This window comes from Grimontia marina, assembly GCF_900060185.1.
Classification (GTDB): domain Bacteria; phylum Pseudomonadota; class Gammaproteobacteria; order Enterobacterales; family Vibrionaceae; genus Enterovibrio; species Enterovibrio marinus.
Window position 1 is genome coordinate 19,334 of record NZ_FIZY01000033.1, and the last position, 15,609, is coordinate 34,942.

Genomic DNA, 15,609 nt, shown 5'->3' on the forward strand with positions numbered 1-15,609 from the left:
TCGCCTGATTATACCTGTAGTTAACTATTGGGAGATGGAGAAGCAGTTATGAATATGAACGCTACTCTTATCGGCCAGGCGATCGCGTTTTCCATGTTTGTGTGGTTCTGCATGAAGTATGTGTGGCCACCAATCATGCAAGCGATTGAAGAACGTCAGAAGAAAATTGCTGACGGTCTTGCGGCGGCTGAGCGTGCCGCGAAAGACCTGGATTTGGCCCAGGCTAATGCTTCTGATCAACTGAAAGAAGCAAAGCGCGCTGCAACTGAGATCATCGATTCGGCGAACAAGCGTAAAGCACAAATTCTTGATGAAGCCCGCGAAGAAGCATCTGCTGAACGCGAAAACATCCTTAACCAAGGAAAGGCTGAACTGGAAGCTGAGCGTAACCGTGCCCGCGATGAACTGCGCAAACAAGTTGCAACTCTGGCCGTAATCGGTGCTGAGAAAATCCTTGAGCGTTCAATCGACGAAAATGCTCATAAAGATATTCTCGATAAAATCACTGCAGAACTTTAAGAAGGAGGGGCAGCTATGTCTGAACTGACTACCATCGCACGCCCCTACGCTAAAGCAGCCTTCGATCTGGCAGTAGAAAAAGGCGAATTGGACCAGTGGTCTGAAATGCTGGCTTTTGCTGCTGAAGTTGCCCGCAATGAAACCATCGCAGACTTTCTCGATGGTTCTTATTCAGCTGAAAAGTTGACTGAGATTTTTCTCTCAGTGTGCGGTGAGCAGCTCAATGAATTCGGCCAGAACCTGGTGAAGGTAATGGCTGAAAACGGACGCCTAAAAGCGTTGCCGGAAGTAACTGTCCAGTTCATGGCACTTCGCCGTGAATTAGAAAAGCAAGTTGACGTCGAGGTCACCTCTGCTGTCGCGCTGGAACAAGCGCAACTGGATGCTATTGAAAGCAAGCTGGAAGCCCGCCTTGAGCGAAAAGTGAAGCTGAACTGTAGTGTAGACGAGACCCTGGTTGCCGGGGTTGTGATTCGAGCTGGAGACTTGATCATCGATAACTCAGTTAGCGGCCGTATGCGCCGTCTGAGCGATGCATTGCAGTCTTGATTTGGGGAATTGGAGCATGCAACTTAATTCCACGGAAATTAGCGATCTGATCAAACAGCGTATTGAAAAATTCAACGTTGTTAGTGAAGCACGCAACGAAGGTACCATCGTGTCAGTCAGCGACGGTATCATTCGCATCCATGGCCTTGCAGATGCTATGCAAGGTGAAATGATTGAACTACCTGGCAACCGTTTCGCACTGGCGCTCAACCTTGAGCGTGACTCTGTAGGTGCGGTTGTTATGGGTCCTTATGCCGACCTTCAGGAAGGCATGAAGGTAACCGGTACTGGTCGTATTCTTGAAGTTCCAGTAGGTCCTGAGCTACTGGGCCGTGTGGTTAACACCCTAGGTAAGCCAATTGACGGTAAAGGTCCTATCAACGCAGCACTGACTTCTCCTGTAGAAGTGATTGCACCTGGCGTAATTGCTCGTCAGTCGGTAGACCAGCCAGTACAAACCGGTTACAAAGCAGTTGATGCAATGATCCCAATCGGCCGTGGTCAGCGTGAGCTGGTTATCGGTGACCGCCAGACCGGTAAAACGGCGCTGGCAATCGATGCGATCATTAACCAGAAGAACTCTGGTATCTACTCTATCTATGTTGCTATCGGCCAGAAAGCGTCAACCATCGCTAACGTGGTTCGCAAACTGGAAGAGCACGACGCACTGAAAAACACCATCGTTGTTGTTGCATCTGCTTCTGAAGCAGCTGCACTGCAATACCTTGCACCTTACGCAGGTTGTGCGATGGGTGAATACTTCCGTGACCGCGGTGAAGATGCGCTGATCGTATACGATGATCTGTCTAAGCAAGCTGTTGCTTACCGTCAGATTTCTCTGTTGCTGCGTCGACCACCAGGCCGTGAAGCATTCCCAGGTGACGTTTTCTACCTCCACTCTCGTCTGCTGGAGCGTGCTGCGCGTGTTAACGCTGATTACGTTGCTAAGTTCACCAATGGTGAAGTGACTGGCAAAACCGGTTCTTTGACCGCGCTGCCAATCATTGAAACCCAAGCGGGTGACGTATCTGCGTTCGTACCAACCAACGTTATCTCGATCACCGACGGTCAGATCTTCTTGCAATCGGAACTGTTTAACGCAGGTATCCGTCCGGCAGTTGACCCAGGTATCTCAGTATCTCGTGTAGGTGGTTCAGCACAGACCAAGATCATCAAGAAGCTATCTGGTGGTATTCGTACCGCTCTGGCTCAGTACCGCGAACTGGCAGCATTTGCTCAGTTTTCTTCTGACCTGGACGAGGCAACCAAGAAGCAGCTGGATCACGGTCAGAAAGTAACTGAACTGATGAAGCAGAAGCAATACGCACCAATGTCTGTGTTTGAGCAGGGATTGATGATTTTTGCTGCGGAAAAAGGCTATCTGGCAGACATTGAGCTGACCAAACTGGCTGATTTCGAATCTGCTCTGCTTGCATACGCTAAAGGTACGTTTGCTGAGCTGGTTGCACAGATCGATGAGACTGGCGACTACAACGGCGACATTGAAGCGCAACTGGTTAAGCTGGTTGAAGACTTCAAAGCAACGCAAACCTGGTAATGCGTAGAAGGCCGCTCAGCGGCCTTCTAATAACGGAGAGTAACGATGGCCGGCGCAAAAGAAATTCGTAACAAGATCGGAAGTGTAAAAAGTACACAGAAGATCACCAAAGCGATGGAAATGGTTGCCGCTTCTAAAATGCGTCGTTCGCAAGACGCCATGGAAGCCTCCCGTCCATACGCGACTACTATGCGCAAAGTGATCGGTCATGTCGCACTTGGTAACCTTGAGTATCGCCATCCTTATCTGGAAGAGCGTGAAGCCAAGCGCGTCGGTTACATCATCGTATCTTCAGACCGCGGTCTGTGTGGTGGCCTGAACATCAACCTGTTCAAACGTGTCATTACAGATATGCAGGCTTACAGCCAGAAGGGTGTGGAAGTTGAAACCGCACTGATTGGCGCGAAAGCAACTGCATTCTTTAACAGCTGCGGCGGCAACGTATCCGCACAAGTTTCTGGTCTGGGTGACAACCCTTCACTGGAAGATTTGATCGGTACCGTTGGTGTGATGCTGAAGAAATATGATGAAGGCCAACTGGATCGCCTGTATTTGGTTTACAACAAGTTTGTGAACACCATGACGCAGGAACCAGTGATCGATCAATTGCTGCCTTTGCCTAAGTCGGAAGACGAAGAAATGCAGCGCAACCATGCTTGGGACTACATCTATGAGCCTGAGCCAAAACCACTGCTTGATACCTTGTTGGTTCGCTATGTTGAATCTCAGGTTTATCAGGGCGTGGTCGAAAACCTCGCGTGTGAACAAGCAGCGCGAATGGTTGCGATGAAGGCTGCAACAGACAATGCAGGGAATCTGATTGATGAACTGCAACTGGTGTATAACAAAGCCCGTCAGGCTGCAATTACCCAAGAGCTGTCGGAGATTGTCTCCGGTGCGGCTGCGGTGTAAGGCAAGGGCCAACGAACTATTTTAGAGGAATAACGATGGCTACAGGTAAGATCGTTCAGATCATCGGTGCGGTAGTCGACGTAGAGTTTCCACAGGAATCTGTGCCACAGGTATATGATGCCCTGAACGTGAAACGTGAAGGCGAGCGTCTGGTGCTGGAAGTTCAGCAGCAGCTTGGTGGTGGTATCGTTCGTACCATCGCAATGGGTTCGTCCGATGGTCTGCGTCGTGGACTGGAAGTAGAAAATACTGGTAGACCGATTGAAGTACCAGTAGGTACTGAGACACTGGGACGTATTATGAACGTTCTGGGTGACTCAATCGATGAGCGTGGCGAAATCGGTGAGAAAGAGCGTTACTCTATCCACCGTGAAGCGCCAAGCTACGAAGACCAATCAAATGCAACCGAACTGCTGGAAACCGGCGTTAAGGTTATCGACCTGGTTTGTCCATTCGCGAAGGGTGGTAAAATCGGTCTGTTCGGTGGTGCAGGTGTAGGTAAGACCGTTAACATGATGGAGCTTATCAACAACATCGCACTGCAGCACTCTGGTCTGTCTGTATTCGCAGGTGTCGGTGAGCGTACTCGTGAAGGTAACGACTTCTACTTCGAGATGCAGGAAGCGGGCGTTGTAAACGTTGAGAATCCAGCAGAATCGAAAGTAGCAATGGTTTACGGTCAGATGAACGAGCCACCGGGTAACCGTCTGCGCGTTGCACTGACTGGCCTGACAATGGCTGAGAAGTTTCGTGATGAAGGCCGTGACGTACTGCTGTTCATCGATAACATCTATCGTTACACCCTTGCAGGTACCGAAGTATCGGCACTGCTGGGTCGTATGCCATCTGCGGTAGGTTATCAGCCTACACTGGCAGAAGAGATGGGTGTTCTTCAGGAGCGTATCACCTCGACCAAGAGTGGTTCTATCACATCTGTACAGGCGGTATACGTACCTGCGGATGACTTGACTGACCCATCTCCAGCAACCACGTTCGCGCACTTGGATGCGACCGTTGTACTTTCACGTAACATCGCTGCACTGGGTCTGTACCCAGCCATTGACCCACTGGATTCGACTTCACGTCAGCTGGATCCACTGGTTATCGGTCAAGAGCACTATGATGTTGCACGTGGTGTGCAGTCTGTACTGCAACGCTACAAAGAACTGAAAGACATCATCGCCATCCTGGGTATGGATGAACTGTCTGAAGACGACAAGCTGGCAGTAGCCCGCGCACGTAAGATTGAGCGTTTCCTGACTCAGCCTTACCACGTAGCAGAAGTCTTCACAGGCCAACCTGGTGTGTATGTTTCGCTGAAAGAAACCATCACAGGCTTCAAAGGTCTGTTGGCTGGTGAGTACGACGATATCCCTGAGCAGGCATTCCTGTACTGTGGCGGTATCGAAGAAGTACTGGAAAAAGCGAAGAACCTGTAATAGCTGGTAGGAGGCGACATGGCAGCGATGACCTTTCACCTGGATGTAGTAAGCGCAGAGAAACAATTGTTTTCTGGCCGTGCTGAAGCAATCCAGGTAACGGGTAGCGAAGGTGAATTGGGTATTTACCCAAGCCACACCCCGCTGCTGACCGCTATCACGCCGGGCATGATCCGCATTACTAAGCAACACGGCCATGAAGAGGTAATTTACCTTTCTGGTGGTATGCTGGAAGTGCAACCAAGCACAGTAACTGTGCTTGCAGATACCGCAATTCGCGGCGTCGATCTGGATCAAGCTAAGGCAGAAGAAGCGAAGCGCCGTGCAGAGGATCGTATCCTCAATAAACATGGCGATATGGACTTTGCTCAGGCGGCCAGTGATCTGGCCAAGGCGATTGCCCAGCTACGAGTTATCGAGCTGACCAAAAAGGCACGCTAAGTACCAGGTATCACCCAAAGACTGAAAGGCGACCGATAGGTCGCCTTTTTTATACTTGTTTTTCTCGTTTTCCAATCGCCTAATTTTCCGGTCTTTAAACCTTGGCAGAAAAAGATACGCTCAGTTTTTATGAGTTAATTATCAATAAGTTAACGTAAATTCATATGTGGGTTTTCTTAAGTGATTATCTGCGAGGTATCGCCTGAAAATTGCTACAAGATGACGGAAATTTATGAATTTCTTATAGGTTTGAATCCCGTTTTACAAAGTGAACCGTTACAATAAGCGCCATTATTTGTAGTAGACCCTCAATACCAAGGACAACTCTCCATGAATTTCAGTGCTGTGATTCTGGCTGCGGGTAAGGGAACCCGTATGTACTCCAACCTACCTAAGGTGCTGCATACCCTTGCCGGTAAACCTATGGCTAAGCACGTTATCGATACTTGCTCTTCGTTAGGTGCAAAAAACATCCATCTTGTTTATGGCCACGGTGGAGATGCCATGAAAGCAGCGCTTGAAGAAGAGCCGGTAAACTGGGTCCTTCAGGCAGAACAACTAGGTACAGGTCATGCAGTGAATCAGGCTGCTCCTGAGTTTGCTGATGATGAACAGGTTTTGATTCTATATGGCGATGTGCCGCTGATTTCAGAGCAAACCATCGAAAACCTGTTGGATGCGCAGCCGGACGGCGGCATTGCATTGCTGACAGTGGTACTGGATAAGCCAGCGGGCTACGGACGTATCATTCGCCGTAACGGGCCTGTGGTGGCGATCGTGGAAGATAAAGATGCCACTCAAGAGCAAAAGCTTATCAAAGAAATCAACACTGGTGTGATGGTCGCTACCGGACGTGATCTACGCCGTTGGCTGAACGAAGTGAAAAGCGACAATGCACAGGGCGAATACTACCTGACGGACGTGATTGCGATCGCCCACGATGAAGGCCGTGCTGTCGAAGCTGTTCACCCGGAAAGCGCGATTGAAGTAGAAGGCGTTAACAACCGTATCCAGCTGGCACGTCTGGAACGTGCTTATCAAGCCGCCCAGGCAGAAAAGTTGTTGGAAAGCGGTGTGATGCTGCGTGACCCGGCACGCTTTGATCTACGTGGTCAGCTACAGTGTGGTACTGATGTCGAAATCGATGTGAACGTCGTGATTGAGGGTTCAGTCACTTTAGGCGACAACGTGGTCATCGGCGCTGGCTGTGTATTGAAAGACTGTGAAATCGACGACAACACCGTCGTTCGCCCATACAGCGTGATTGAAGGTGCTTCGGTGGGTGAAGATTGTACCGTGGGTCCTTTTGCTCGTCTGCGTCCAGGGGCTGAGTTGGTGGATGATGCACATGTGGGTAACTTTGTTGAAGTGAAAAATGCACGTATCGGTAAAGGCTCTAAGGCAAATCATCTGACTTACCTTGGTGATGCTGAAATCGGTGAGCGCGTAAATATCGGTGCAGGTACTATCACCTGTAATTACGACGGCGCGAATAAACACAAAACTGTGATTGAAGATGACGTGTTTGTTGGTTCAGATAGCCAGTTGGTAGCTCCGGTGACCATTAAAAAAGGCGCAACGATTGGTGCAGGTACGACACTGACCAGTAATGTGGAAGAGGGCCAACTCGTTATTACCCGTGCAAAAGCGCGTGCAATTGATGGCTGGAAGAGACCGGTTAAGCAGAAATAGCGCTTGTTATGCATAAAAAAACACCGCAAAAGCGGTGTTTTTTTATTGAAGCGATTAAATCGTCATCAAACGAAAAATAGGGGGTTGACGCTCCTCTGAATCCGCAATATTATACGCGCCTCTGTTGGGGTATCGCCAAGCGGTAAGGCAGCGGCTTTTGATGCCGCCATTCCCTGGTTCGAATCCAGGTACCCCAGCCAACAGCGCGTCCGTAGCTCAGCTGGATAGAGTACCTGGCTACGAACCAGGCGGTCGGAGGTTCGAATCCTCCCGGACGCGCCATCTCTTCCTTTCCAGAGGTGAGATGAACAATTAGGTATGCGGAAGTGGCGAAATTGGTAGACGCACCAGATTTAGGTTCTGGCGCCGCAAGGTGTGAGAGTTCAAGTCTCTCCTTCCGCACCATTATTTAAAGATCATGCTTTCCAGTGTGGTTGCTGTTGGGGTATCGCCAAGCGGTAAGGCAGCGGCTTTTGATGCCGCCATTCCCTGGTTCGAATCCAGGTACCCCAGCCATATTTCAGGTTGGCTACGTAGCTCAGTTGGTTAGAGCACATCACTCATAATGATGGGGTCACAGGTTCGAATCCCGTCGTAGCCACCACTTATTTCGAAAGTCTCTGACTTTCTGCCAGATAAGACACACTACCAGTGTCTACGAGTTATAGACTCAATATCAGGCGAAAAAATTGCGATGGTGGCGGAATTGGTAGACGCGCTAGCTTCAGGTGTTAGTGTCCTTACGGACGTGAGAGTTCAAGTCTCTCCCTTCGCACCAAACATCACTTAAGCCTTCAACAAGAAGGATTAGGTAAAACAATTTGCGGAAGTGGCGAAATTGGTAGACGCACCAGATTTAGGTTCTGGCGCCGCAAGGTGTGAGAGTTCAAGTCTCTCCTTCCGCACCATGATTGAAAGCAGGCTTTTTAGCCTGCTTTTTTTCTATCTGCAGTTTGCAACCCACTCTCTTACCTTCTTTTCTCGCGCTCTCTGCGCCTAACTCTCTGTATAATTCTCAATCTGTGTTGCAGATCATACTAGAAGTGATGTGTATCGCATTTCATCCTTGATCTTTGATTTAAAGTTTATATTATCTTTCGAAACGAAAGTTTGGTGGTTACATGTCGAAACGTAATACTCAACAACGTCGCCATGCGATTGTTGCCATGCTGACTGAACAGGGTGAAGTCAGCGTAGATATGCTTTCAACTCTGTTTGAAACATCAGAGGTAACGATCCGTAAAGACCTTGCTGAGCTTGAGAAAAATGGACTTCTGCTGCGTCGTTATGGCGGAGCAGTTCCTGTTCCTCATGAAATGGTTTCGGAAAACGCAGTAAAAGTTTCGGAACAAAAGTTATCGATCGCAAAAATGGCGGCAACCAGGATTCGCGACCATAATCGCATTGTGGTGGACAGTGGTTCAACGACGGCAGCTTTGATCCCTCTTCTCGATCAAAAGCGCGGATTGGTGGTGATGACCAACTCCCTGAATGTGGCACAAGCCATTAAGGAGTTGGAAAACGAGCCGACGCTACTAATGACAGGCGGCACCTGGGACCCACATTCTGAAGCATTTCAGGGGCAGGTCGCAGAGCAGGCGTTGCGTGCGTATGACTTTGACCAGCTGTTTATTGGTGCTGATGGCATAGATGTTAATCGCGGTACGACAACGTTTAATGAAATTGTCGGCCTGAGCCGGGTCATGTCGGAAGTGTCTCGGGAAGTTTTGGTTTTGATTGAATCCGATAAAATCGGCCGCAAAATTCCGAACCTTGAATTGCCGTGGGATGCCATCACTACAGTGATCACCGACAGTAAGCTTGATGCCACCACCAAACTTGCCATTGAAAAGACGGGCACAGAGGTGTTCTGCGCCCCTGACTAGATACGGGGAAAGATATGTGTGGAATTGTGGGCGCGGTTGCGCAAAGGGACGTTGCTGAAATCTTGCTGGAAGGTCTGCGTAGGTTAGAATACCGCGGATATGACTCTGCGGGTCTAGCGGTAACTGACAGCGAGCAACAACTGCGTCGGTTGCGTCGATTGGGCAAAGTTCAGAATCTGGCTGAAGCTCTGGAGGAAACGCCTGTTCTTGGTGGTACCGGTATTGCTCACACCCGTTGGGCAACCCATGGTGAACCAAGCGAAGCCAATGCACACCCGCACATGTCGGGCGATAACATTGCCATCGTCCATAACGGCATCATTGAAAACCACGAATCACTCCGTGAGCTTCTCAAAGGCCGTGGCTATACCTTCACCTCCCAAACTGACACTGAGGTCATCGCACACCTTGTGGATTGGGAGTTGGTTCAAGGCCACACCTTAATGGAGGCGTTCCAGCGCACGGTCAAACAGCTGGAAGGCGCTTACGGCACGGTAGTGATGGACAGACGCGATCCCGAGCGCCTCATTGCCGCGCGATCTGGTAGCCCTTTAGTGATTGGTCTCGGTATTGGGGAAAACTTTCTGGCGTCCGATCAACTGGCACTGCTCAATGTCACCCGACGCTTCATCTTCCTTGAAGAAGGCGATGTGGCTGAAATCACCCGACGCGAAGTCAGCATTACCGATGTGAATGGCGAGTGTGTTGAACGTCAGGTTCATGAGTCGTCCATTGAACATGATGCTGCAGACAAAGGCCCATACCGCCACTACATGCAAAAAGAGATTTTTGAGCAGCCTTCTGCACTCATTAACACCCTGGAAGGGCGTATTGATGGCAACAGCGTGCTGGTGGAGAGTATTGGTCATGGCGCGGCAGATATTCTCACGCGCGCCGAGCACATCCAGATAGTCGCCTGTGGTACGTCCTACAATGCAGGTATGGTTGCCCGCTACTGGTTCGAAGACATTGCTGGTGTGAGTTGTGATGTTGAGATAGCTTCTGAATTTCGCTACCGAAATTTTGCTACCCGTCCTAACAGTTTGTTAATTACCCTTTCCCAATCCGGAGAGACCGCGGATACGCTGGCCGCGCTACGTAAAGCCAAAGAGCGGGGCTTTATGGGCGCAATGACCATTTGTAATGTGGCTGGCTCTTCTTTGGTTCGTGAATCCGATTTAGCGTTTATGACCCGTGCAGGTGCTGAAATTGGTGTGGCGTCTACTAAGGCATTTACTACACAGTTGGCGACATTGTTGATGTTGGTGACGGCAGTGGGAAAACAGAAAGGCAACGTTGATGCAGGGAGAGAAAAAACCATCATAGAGGCATTGAACCGCTTGCCTGCGACCATGGAGCAAGCGCTGGCGTATGATAAAGAGATTGAACTGCTGGCGGAAGATTTCGCGGACAAGCACCATGCATTGTTTCTGGGTAGAGGAGAATACTACCCTATCGCTATGGAAGCGTCACTGAAGCTGAAAGAAATCTCGTATATCCATGCAGAGGCTTATGCAGCAGGTGAGCTTAAACATGGCCCATTGGCACTGATTGATGCTGACATGCCGGTGATTGTGGTGGCACCGAACAATGAGTTGCTGGAAAAGCTCAAGTCCAACATTGAAGAAGTTCGTGCTCGTGGTGGGCAGCTTTATGTGTTTGCAGATAAAGATGCAGGCTTTGAAGAGAGTGAAGGCATGACTATCGTGGCGATGCCGCATGTTGATGAAGTATGTGCACCTATTTTCTACACCTTGCCAATGCAGCTCTTGTCTTATCACGTCGCCCTTATTAAAGGGACAGATGTCGATCAGCCTCGAAACCTTGCTAAGGCTGTAACAGTGGAATAAAACCGCTTATTAGTGAGAAGTAAAAACTGGAAAGGAGCCGTATGGCTCCTTTTTATGTCTTGTATACAGTACAGGATCTGTCTGATTTGCTTTTTGCAACTGTCGGTGACTCTGTCTTATTTGCATTTTGCAAATCATTTCGCAGTCATAATAAGACACTGAGTCCAGAAATATTAACATGTCAATTTTATGTAAAAATAAGTAATTGATATTAAATACATTATTTGATGCCCAAATAGTTGGCCTGCATTGTGCATATTGTCGATAAACAGCACAACTACATAACAGATAGCTGTAAGTCGTAGGGAGTGAAGTATGATCGACTCGAAAGCACAAGTAGCAAAACGTATCAAAGAAGCACGTGAGTGGAAAGGGATCACTCAGGTGAAAATGGCCAAACTACTCGAAGTAGCTCGCCAAACATATCTGGACATTGAAACTGGTAAAACCGAGCCACGTGTCAGAATGTTATCAGAAATTGCAGAAATCACTGAACGTCCACTGGTATGGTTCGTTTATGGTGATGCTGATGTTGAACTACACGACGTGCAGTACAAACAGGATGTTAATCGCTTGCTGGAACATTTCTCCAAGCTGCCTCATGAGGCTCGTACTGCTATTCTAAATCAGAGCGTAAACATGGCATCATTCCTGGTGAATTACTCGAAATCAGCGCAAAGAAGTTAAGCACTTACTTACTTGGCAAGCTCGGTAGAACCTTGCCTGCCAAAATAGGTATTGCTGATTTTCCTTGTCATCTGGTTTAGGCAAGAGCAGCCCTGTTTCACACTTCAACAACGCTTTGCATGTGTAGAAATCGACCCTGTGCATAATGCAGTTCTAGCAGTAAAGTGCGTCATTGTGAACAGTGCTAATGAATCTGTTCCTAGGCGCCGAGTTGTGGGGCAAGCGATGTTTATTGTCAAAGCTCATGTTGCACAGCGCATTAGGGAAGCGCGGGAGTATCGGGATATCACACAGGTGGAGATGGCACAGCATTTAGATGTCGCCCGTCAGACCTATTTAGATATTGAATCCGGTAAAACGGAACCCAAAGTGTCTTCTCTGGCAATCATCGCTGATGTAACCGGCCGTCCATTAAACTGGTTTTTGTACGGCGAAAGCACGCGAAGCGACATCGCGTTTACACACAGGGATGATCTCAATACCCTGTTGGCGCTATTCAGTCAGCTACCGGAGTCAGCGCGTAACCTCGTGATGGATCAGGCATTGCTACTGGCACAGTACATGATAAACATGACGTCGCTGGAAAGAGATCAATAAGTAAAAATAACAAAAAGCCCAGCAATGCTGGGCTTTTTTGTCTTCTTGGTAAAGCTGTTCACTGGGATTTAGCCAGAAAGAATTTATAGGATGGGTTATCCGTCTCATCCTTCCAGGCATACCCCAGCTCGCGCAGGTGCGAGGTAAACGACAAGATGTCTTTGTCATCCAGTTCAAAGCCACACAGCACGCGACCGTAGTCAGAGCCGTGATTGCGGTAATTGAAGATACTGATGTTCCAATGTGTTCCCAGCGTGTTGAGAAAGCGTAGCAGTGCTCCTGGGTATTCCGGAAACTCAAAGCTGTACAGACGCTCTTTCATCGCCTTAGTTGGGCGTCCGCCAATCATGTATCGGATGTGAACCTTCGCCATTTCATCGTCAGACAAGTCCTGCACCGGATACCCGCCTTTTCGCAGATCGGTGATGATGCCGTCGAGCTCTTCCTGTCCATTTTGCAAACGCACACCCACAAAGATGTTTGCCAGCGTATCGTCACTATGACGGTAGTTAAACTCTGTAACTGCGCGGCCTCCGAGTATCTTACAAAACTCGAGGAAAGCGCCTGTACGTTCAGGAATGGTGACGGCCAGTAGGCCTTCACGTTTCTCGCCCAGTTCGGCGCGCTCAGAGACATATCTCAGGCTGTGGAAGTTGGTGTTCGCACCGGAAAGCACGGCGGCCATCTTCTTGCCTTTGAGCTGATGCTGCTCGGTGTATTTCTTTAGACCGGCCAGAGACAAGGCGCCAGCAGGCTCAGAAATCGCGCGGGTATCTTCGAAGATATCTTTCACAGCTGCACAGATTTCGTCACTCGACACAGTGATGATGTCATCGAGATGCTCATGACACAGACGGAAGGTCTCATCTCCAATGCGTTTGACTGCCACACCGTCTGCGAAGGTGCCAACATTATCCAGAGTGACAGGCTCTCCAGCATCCAATGCAGCTTTCAGACAGGCAGAGTCTTCCGCTTCTACGGCAATGAGTTTGACCTGTGGCATCAGTTGTTTCACGATAACTGCTACGCCCGCGGCAATACCTCCCCCGCCCACAGGCAGGAAGATATAGTCCAGATGACCATTCTGTTGCAGCATTTCCATACCCATGGTTCCCTGACCCGCAATCACCAACGGGTGATCAAAAGGTGGCACAAAGGTGTAGCCGTGTTCTTCTGATAGCTCTACCGCTCTGGCTTTGGCTTCATCAAAGTTGTTGCCATGCAAAACCACATTGCCGCCAAAACCACGCACTGACGCTACTTTGATGTCTGGTGTGGTGCGCGGCATCACGATGGTGGCTTTGATTCCCAGCTTATGGCCGGACAGAGCAACGCCCTGCGCGTGGTTACCTGCAGAAGCGGCGATAACACCGGCTTTTTGCTGATCTTCAGTTAACTGCGCCATCATGTTATAGGCGCCGCGCAACTTGAATGAATGCACCGGCTGGCGGTCTTCACGCTTCAGCTGAATGGTATTGCCCAAACGCTGCGAAATTCGCGGCATATCCTGCAATGGGCTGACAATGGCTGCCTCATACACAGGTGCGCGCAAAATATCACGCAGGTAGTCGGCATTGCTGAGCGGTGCAGGTTCACTGTGTTGTTGGCGGGCCTGACTCATGATTACCCCTCCAGCTTGCTTTTATCGCGCACAGCACCTTTATCAGCACTGGTTGCCATGCTGGCATACGCTTTCAATGCAAACGACACTTCGCGCACACGTGACTCAGGTTTCCAGCCTTTCGCATCTTGCTCGGCGCGACGTACAGAAAGTTCTGCTTCGTCGACTTCCAGCACGATAGATCGGTTTGGAATGTCGATAGCGATGATGTCGCCCTGCTTCACCAGGCCAATGGTGCCGCCGCTTGCAGCTTCCGGAGAAACGTGACCGATGGACAGGCCACTGGTACCGCCTGAGAAGCGGCCATCAGTAATTAGTGCGCAGGCTTTACCCAGACCCATGGATTTAAGGTAAGTGGTTGGGTAGAGCATTTCCTGCATGCCTGGACCGCCTTTTGGCCCTTCGTAGCGGATAACCACGACTTCACCGGCTTTTACTGCACCGCCGAGAATACCGTTGACAGCGTCTTCCTGGCTCTCAAAAACATGCGCCGGACCGCGGAAGGTCAGATTTTCTTCTTCCACACCCGCTGTTTTCACGATACAGCCGTCAAGAGCGATATTACCTGTGAGTACAGCAAGTCCGCCATCTTGGCTGTAGGCATTTTCTTTAGTGCGGATACAGCCCTCAGTGCGGTCATCATCGAGCGTGTCCCAACGGCAATCCTGAGAGAAGGCTTTTGTGGTACGGATACCGGCAGGGCCAGCGCGGTAGAAGGTTTTCACGTCTTCGTTGTCCGTTACCGTGATGTCGTACTTCGCCAGTGTATCTGCAAGGGTTTCACCCAGAACATTCGGCACATCGGTCTTCAGAAGACCAGCACGGTCCAGCTCACCCAGAATTCCCATGACACCACCTGCACGGTGAACATCTTCCATGTGATATTTCTGCGTGGAAGGTGCCACTTTACAAAGGTGCGGAACCTGACGGGAAAGACGATCGATATCAGTCATATCAAAATCTATCTCGCCTTCCTGCGCAGCTGCGAGCAGGTGAAGGATAGTATTGGTCGAGCCTCCCATGGCGATATCTAATGCCATGGCATTTTCCAATGCGGTTTTGCTGGCAATGTTACGCGGAAGAGCAGACTCGTCGTCTTGTTCGTAGTAACGCTTGGTCAGCTCAACGATGCGTTGACCTGCGGTGATGAAAAGCTGCTCACGGTCGGCGTGGGTTGCCAGCATAGAACCGTTGCCCGGCTGGCTGAGACCCAGCGCTTCGGTGAGACAGTTCATGGAGTTGGCGGTAAACATACCTGAGCAAGAGCCACAGGTTGGACACGCTGAGCGCTCGATCTGCTCGCTTTGCTCATCTGACACGTTTGGATCGGCACCTTGGATCATTGCGTCAACCAAATCCAGCTTCAGGATCTGATCCGAAAGCTTGGTTTTCCCCGCTTCCATTGGACCACCGGAGACAAAAATGGCTGGGATATTCAGGCGCATTGCCGCCATCAACATTCCCGGAGTGATCTTGTCACAGTTGGAGATACACACCATGGCATCAGCGCAGTGGGCATTCACCATGTATTCCACAGAGTCAGCAATCAGCTCACGTGATGGCAGACTGTAAAGCATGCCACCGTGACCCATAGCAATGCCATCATCGACTGCGATGGTGTTGAATTCTTTTGCAATGCCGCCTGCTGCTTCGATTTCTTTCGCCACCAGCTGGCCAAGATCTTTCAGGTGAACGTGACCTGGTACAAACTGGGTGAAGGAGTTCACCACTGCGATGATAGGTTTACCAAAATCTTCATCTTTTACGCCGGTGGCACGCCAAAGGGCGCGGGCACCCGCCATATTACGGCCATGAGTGGTGGTGGCTGAACGGTACTTAGGCATTTCCTTATCCTCTA

Annotated in this window: 13 protein-coding genes and 7 tRNA genes; 18 read left to right on the forward strand and 2 right to left on the reverse strand. The window is 49.9% G+C overall.

Going from position 1 to position 15,609, the window contains the following annotated elements; translation table 11 throughout:
• The first annotated feature begins 48 nt into the window (after window positions 1-48).
• From atpF to GMA8713_RS16350, 18 genes are all read left to right on the forward strand, one after another.
• Window positions 49-519 (forward strand): F0F1 ATP synthase subunit B, encoded by a 471-nt coding sequence (gene atpF / locus GMA8713_RS16265; protein ID WP_062712229.1) that lies wholly within the window; start codon window positions 49-51, stop codon window positions 517-519.
• A gap of 15 nt (window positions 520-534) precedes the next feature.
• The gene (atpH, locus tag GMA8713_RS16270; protein ID WP_002540814.1) at window positions 535-1,068 is read left to right on the forward strand and encodes a F0F1 ATP synthase subunit delta; all 534 of its coding nucleotides are present in this window, start codon (window positions 535-537) and stop codon (window positions 1,066-1,068) included.
• 16 nt (window positions 1,069-1,084) lie between these two features.
• Window positions 1,085-2,626, forward strand: coding sequence for a F0F1 ATP synthase subunit alpha (atpA, locus tag GMA8713_RS16275; protein ID WP_062712230.1), 1,542 nt, complete (start codon window positions 1,085-1,087; stop codon window positions 2,624-2,626).
• A 45-nt stretch (window positions 2,627-2,671) separates the two neighbouring features.
• Entirely contained in the window at window positions 2,672-3,538 is an 867-nt protein-coding gene (atpG, locus tag GMA8713_RS16280) for a F0F1 ATP synthase subunit gamma (protein WP_062712233.1), read from the forward strand.
• A 35-nt stretch (window positions 3,539-3,573) separates the two neighbouring features.
• Window positions 3,574-4,977, forward strand: a complete 1,404-nt coding sequence (atpD, locus tag GMA8713_RS16285; protein ID WP_062712236.1) for a F0F1 ATP synthase subunit beta — start codon at window positions 3,574-3,576, stop codon at window positions 4,975-4,977.
• Between the two features lie 18 nt (window positions 4,978-4,995).
• A complete protein-coding gene (locus GMA8713_RS16290) occupies window positions 4,996-5,418 on the forward strand; it encodes a F0F1 ATP synthase subunit epsilon (RefSeq protein WP_002540819.1) in 423 nt (140 codons plus the stop codon).
• Between the two features lie 330 nt (window positions 5,419-5,748).
• The gene (gene glmU, locus GMA8713_RS16295) at window positions 5,749-7,110 is read left to right on the forward strand and encodes a bifunctional UDP-N-acetylglucosamine diphosphorylase/glucosamine-1-phosphate N-acetyltransferase GlmU (protein ID WP_062712239.1); all 1,362 of its coding nucleotides are present in this window, start codon (window positions 5,749-5,751) and stop codon (window positions 7,108-7,110) included.
• A gap of 125 nt (window positions 7,111-7,235) precedes the next feature.
• A tRNA-Gln gene (locus tag GMA8713_RS16300) sits at window positions 7,236-7,310 on the forward strand.
• A 5-nt stretch (window positions 7,311-7,315) separates the two neighbouring features.
• Window positions 7,316-7,392 (forward strand) — tRNA-Arg (locus GMA8713_RS16305).
• Between the two features lie 38 nt (window positions 7,393-7,430).
• Window positions 7,431-7,515, forward strand: a tRNA-Leu gene (locus GMA8713_RS16310).
• 36 nt (window positions 7,516-7,551) lie between these two features.
• A tRNA-Gln gene (locus tag GMA8713_RS16315) sits at window positions 7,552-7,626 on the forward strand.
• 11 nt (window positions 7,627-7,637) lie between these two features.
• A tRNA-Met gene (locus GMA8713_RS16320) sits at window positions 7,638-7,714 on the forward strand.
• Between the two features lie 87 nt (window positions 7,715-7,801).
• A tRNA-Leu gene (locus GMA8713_RS16325) sits at window positions 7,802-7,888 on the forward strand.
• 45 nt (window positions 7,889-7,933) lie between these two features.
• Window positions 7,934-8,018, forward strand: a tRNA-Leu gene (locus GMA8713_RS16330).
• 213 nt (window positions 8,019-8,231) lie between these two features.
• Window positions 8,232-8,996, forward strand: a complete 765-nt coding sequence (locus GMA8713_RS16335) for a DeoR/GlpR family DNA-binding transcription regulator (protein ID WP_062712241.1) — start codon at window positions 8,232-8,234, stop codon at window positions 8,994-8,996.
• 14 nt (window positions 8,997-9,010) lie between these two features.
• The gene (glmS, locus tag GMA8713_RS16340) at window positions 9,011-10,846 is read left to right on the forward strand and encodes a glutamine--fructose-6-phosphate transaminase (isomerizing) (RefSeq protein ID WP_062712244.1); all 1,836 of its coding nucleotides are present in this window, start codon (window positions 9,011-9,013) and stop codon (window positions 10,844-10,846) included.
• Between the two features lie 315 nt (window positions 10,847-11,161).
• Complete coding sequence (locus GMA8713_RS16345) at window positions 11,162-11,533, forward strand: helix-turn-helix transcriptional regulator (protein ID WP_062712247.1); 372 nt, start codon at window positions 11,162-11,164, stop codon at window positions 11,531-11,533.
• Between the two features lie 225 nt (window positions 11,534-11,758).
• Window positions 11,759-12,130, forward strand: coding sequence for a helix-turn-helix domain-containing protein (locus tag GMA8713_RS16350; RefSeq protein ID WP_062712250.1), 372 nt, complete (start codon window positions 11,759-11,761; stop codon window positions 12,128-12,130).
• Window positions 12,131-12,188: 58 nt separating this feature from the next.
• Here GMA8713_RS16350 and ilvA read toward each other — a convergent pair whose 3' ends face one another.
• Window positions 12,189-13,751, reverse strand: a complete 1,563-nt coding sequence (gene ilvA / locus GMA8713_RS16355; RefSeq protein ID WP_062712253.1) for a threonine ammonia-lyase, biosynthetic — start codon at window positions 13,749-13,751, stop codon at window positions 12,189-12,191.
• Between the two features lie 2 nt (window positions 13,752-13,753).
• On the reverse strand, window positions 13,754-15,595 hold the full coding sequence (gene ilvD, locus GMA8713_RS16360; RefSeq protein WP_062712257.1) for a dihydroxy-acid dehydratase: 1,842 nt from the start codon (window positions 15,593-15,595) through the stop codon (window positions 13,754-13,756).
• Between the last annotated feature and the right edge of the window lie 14 nt (window positions 15,596-15,609).

What these genes read in the sequence shown, in the direction of transcription:
- atpF (WP_062712229.1), top strand. Translation starts at nt 49, where the DNA reads ATGAATATGAACGCTACTCTTATCGGCCAGGCGATCGCGTTTTCCATG.
- atpH (WP_002540814.1), top strand. Translation starts at nt 535, where the DNA reads ATGTCTGAACTGACTACCATCGCACGCCCCTACGCTAAAGCAGCCTTC.
- atpA (WP_062712230.1), top strand. Translation starts at nt 1,085, where the DNA reads ATGCAACTTAATTCCACGGAAATTAGCGATCTGATCAAACAGCGTATT.
- atpG (WP_062712233.1), top strand. Translation starts at nt 2,672, where the DNA reads ATGGCCGGCGCAAAAGAAATTCGTAACAAGATCGGAAGTGTAAAAAGT.
- atpD (WP_062712236.1), top strand. Translation starts at nt 3,574, where the DNA reads ATGGCTACAGGTAAGATCGTTCAGATCATCGGTGCGGTAGTCGACGTA.
- GMA8713_RS16290 (WP_002540819.1), top strand. Translation starts at nt 4,996, where the DNA reads ATGGCAGCGATGACCTTTCACCTGGATGTAGTAAGCGCAGAGAAACAA.
- glmU (WP_062712239.1), top strand. Translation starts at nt 5,749, where the DNA reads ATGAATTTCAGTGCTGTGATTCTGGCTGCGGGTAAGGGAACCCGTATG.
- GMA8713_RS16335 (WP_062712241.1), top strand. Translation starts at nt 8,232, where the DNA reads ATGTCGAAACGTAATACTCAACAACGTCGCCATGCGATTGTTGCCATG.
- glmS (WP_062712244.1), top strand. Translation starts at nt 9,011, where the DNA reads ATGTGTGGAATTGTGGGCGCGGTTGCGCAAAGGGACGTTGCTGAAATC.
- GMA8713_RS16345 (WP_062712247.1), top strand. Translation starts at nt 11,162, where the DNA reads ATGATCGACTCGAAAGCACAAGTAGCAAAACGTATCAAAGAAGCACGT.
- GMA8713_RS16350 (WP_062712250.1), top strand. Translation starts at nt 11,759, where the DNA reads ATGTTTATTGTCAAAGCTCATGTTGCACAGCGCATTAGGGAAGCGCGG.
- ilvA (WP_062712253.1), bottom strand. Translation starts at nt 13,751, where the DNA reads ATGAGTCAGGCCCGCCAACAACACAGTGAACCTGCACCGCTCAGCAAT.
- ilvD (WP_062712257.1), bottom strand. Translation starts at nt 15,595, where the DNA reads ATGCCTAAGTACCGTTCAGCCACCACCACTCATGGCCGTAATATGGCG.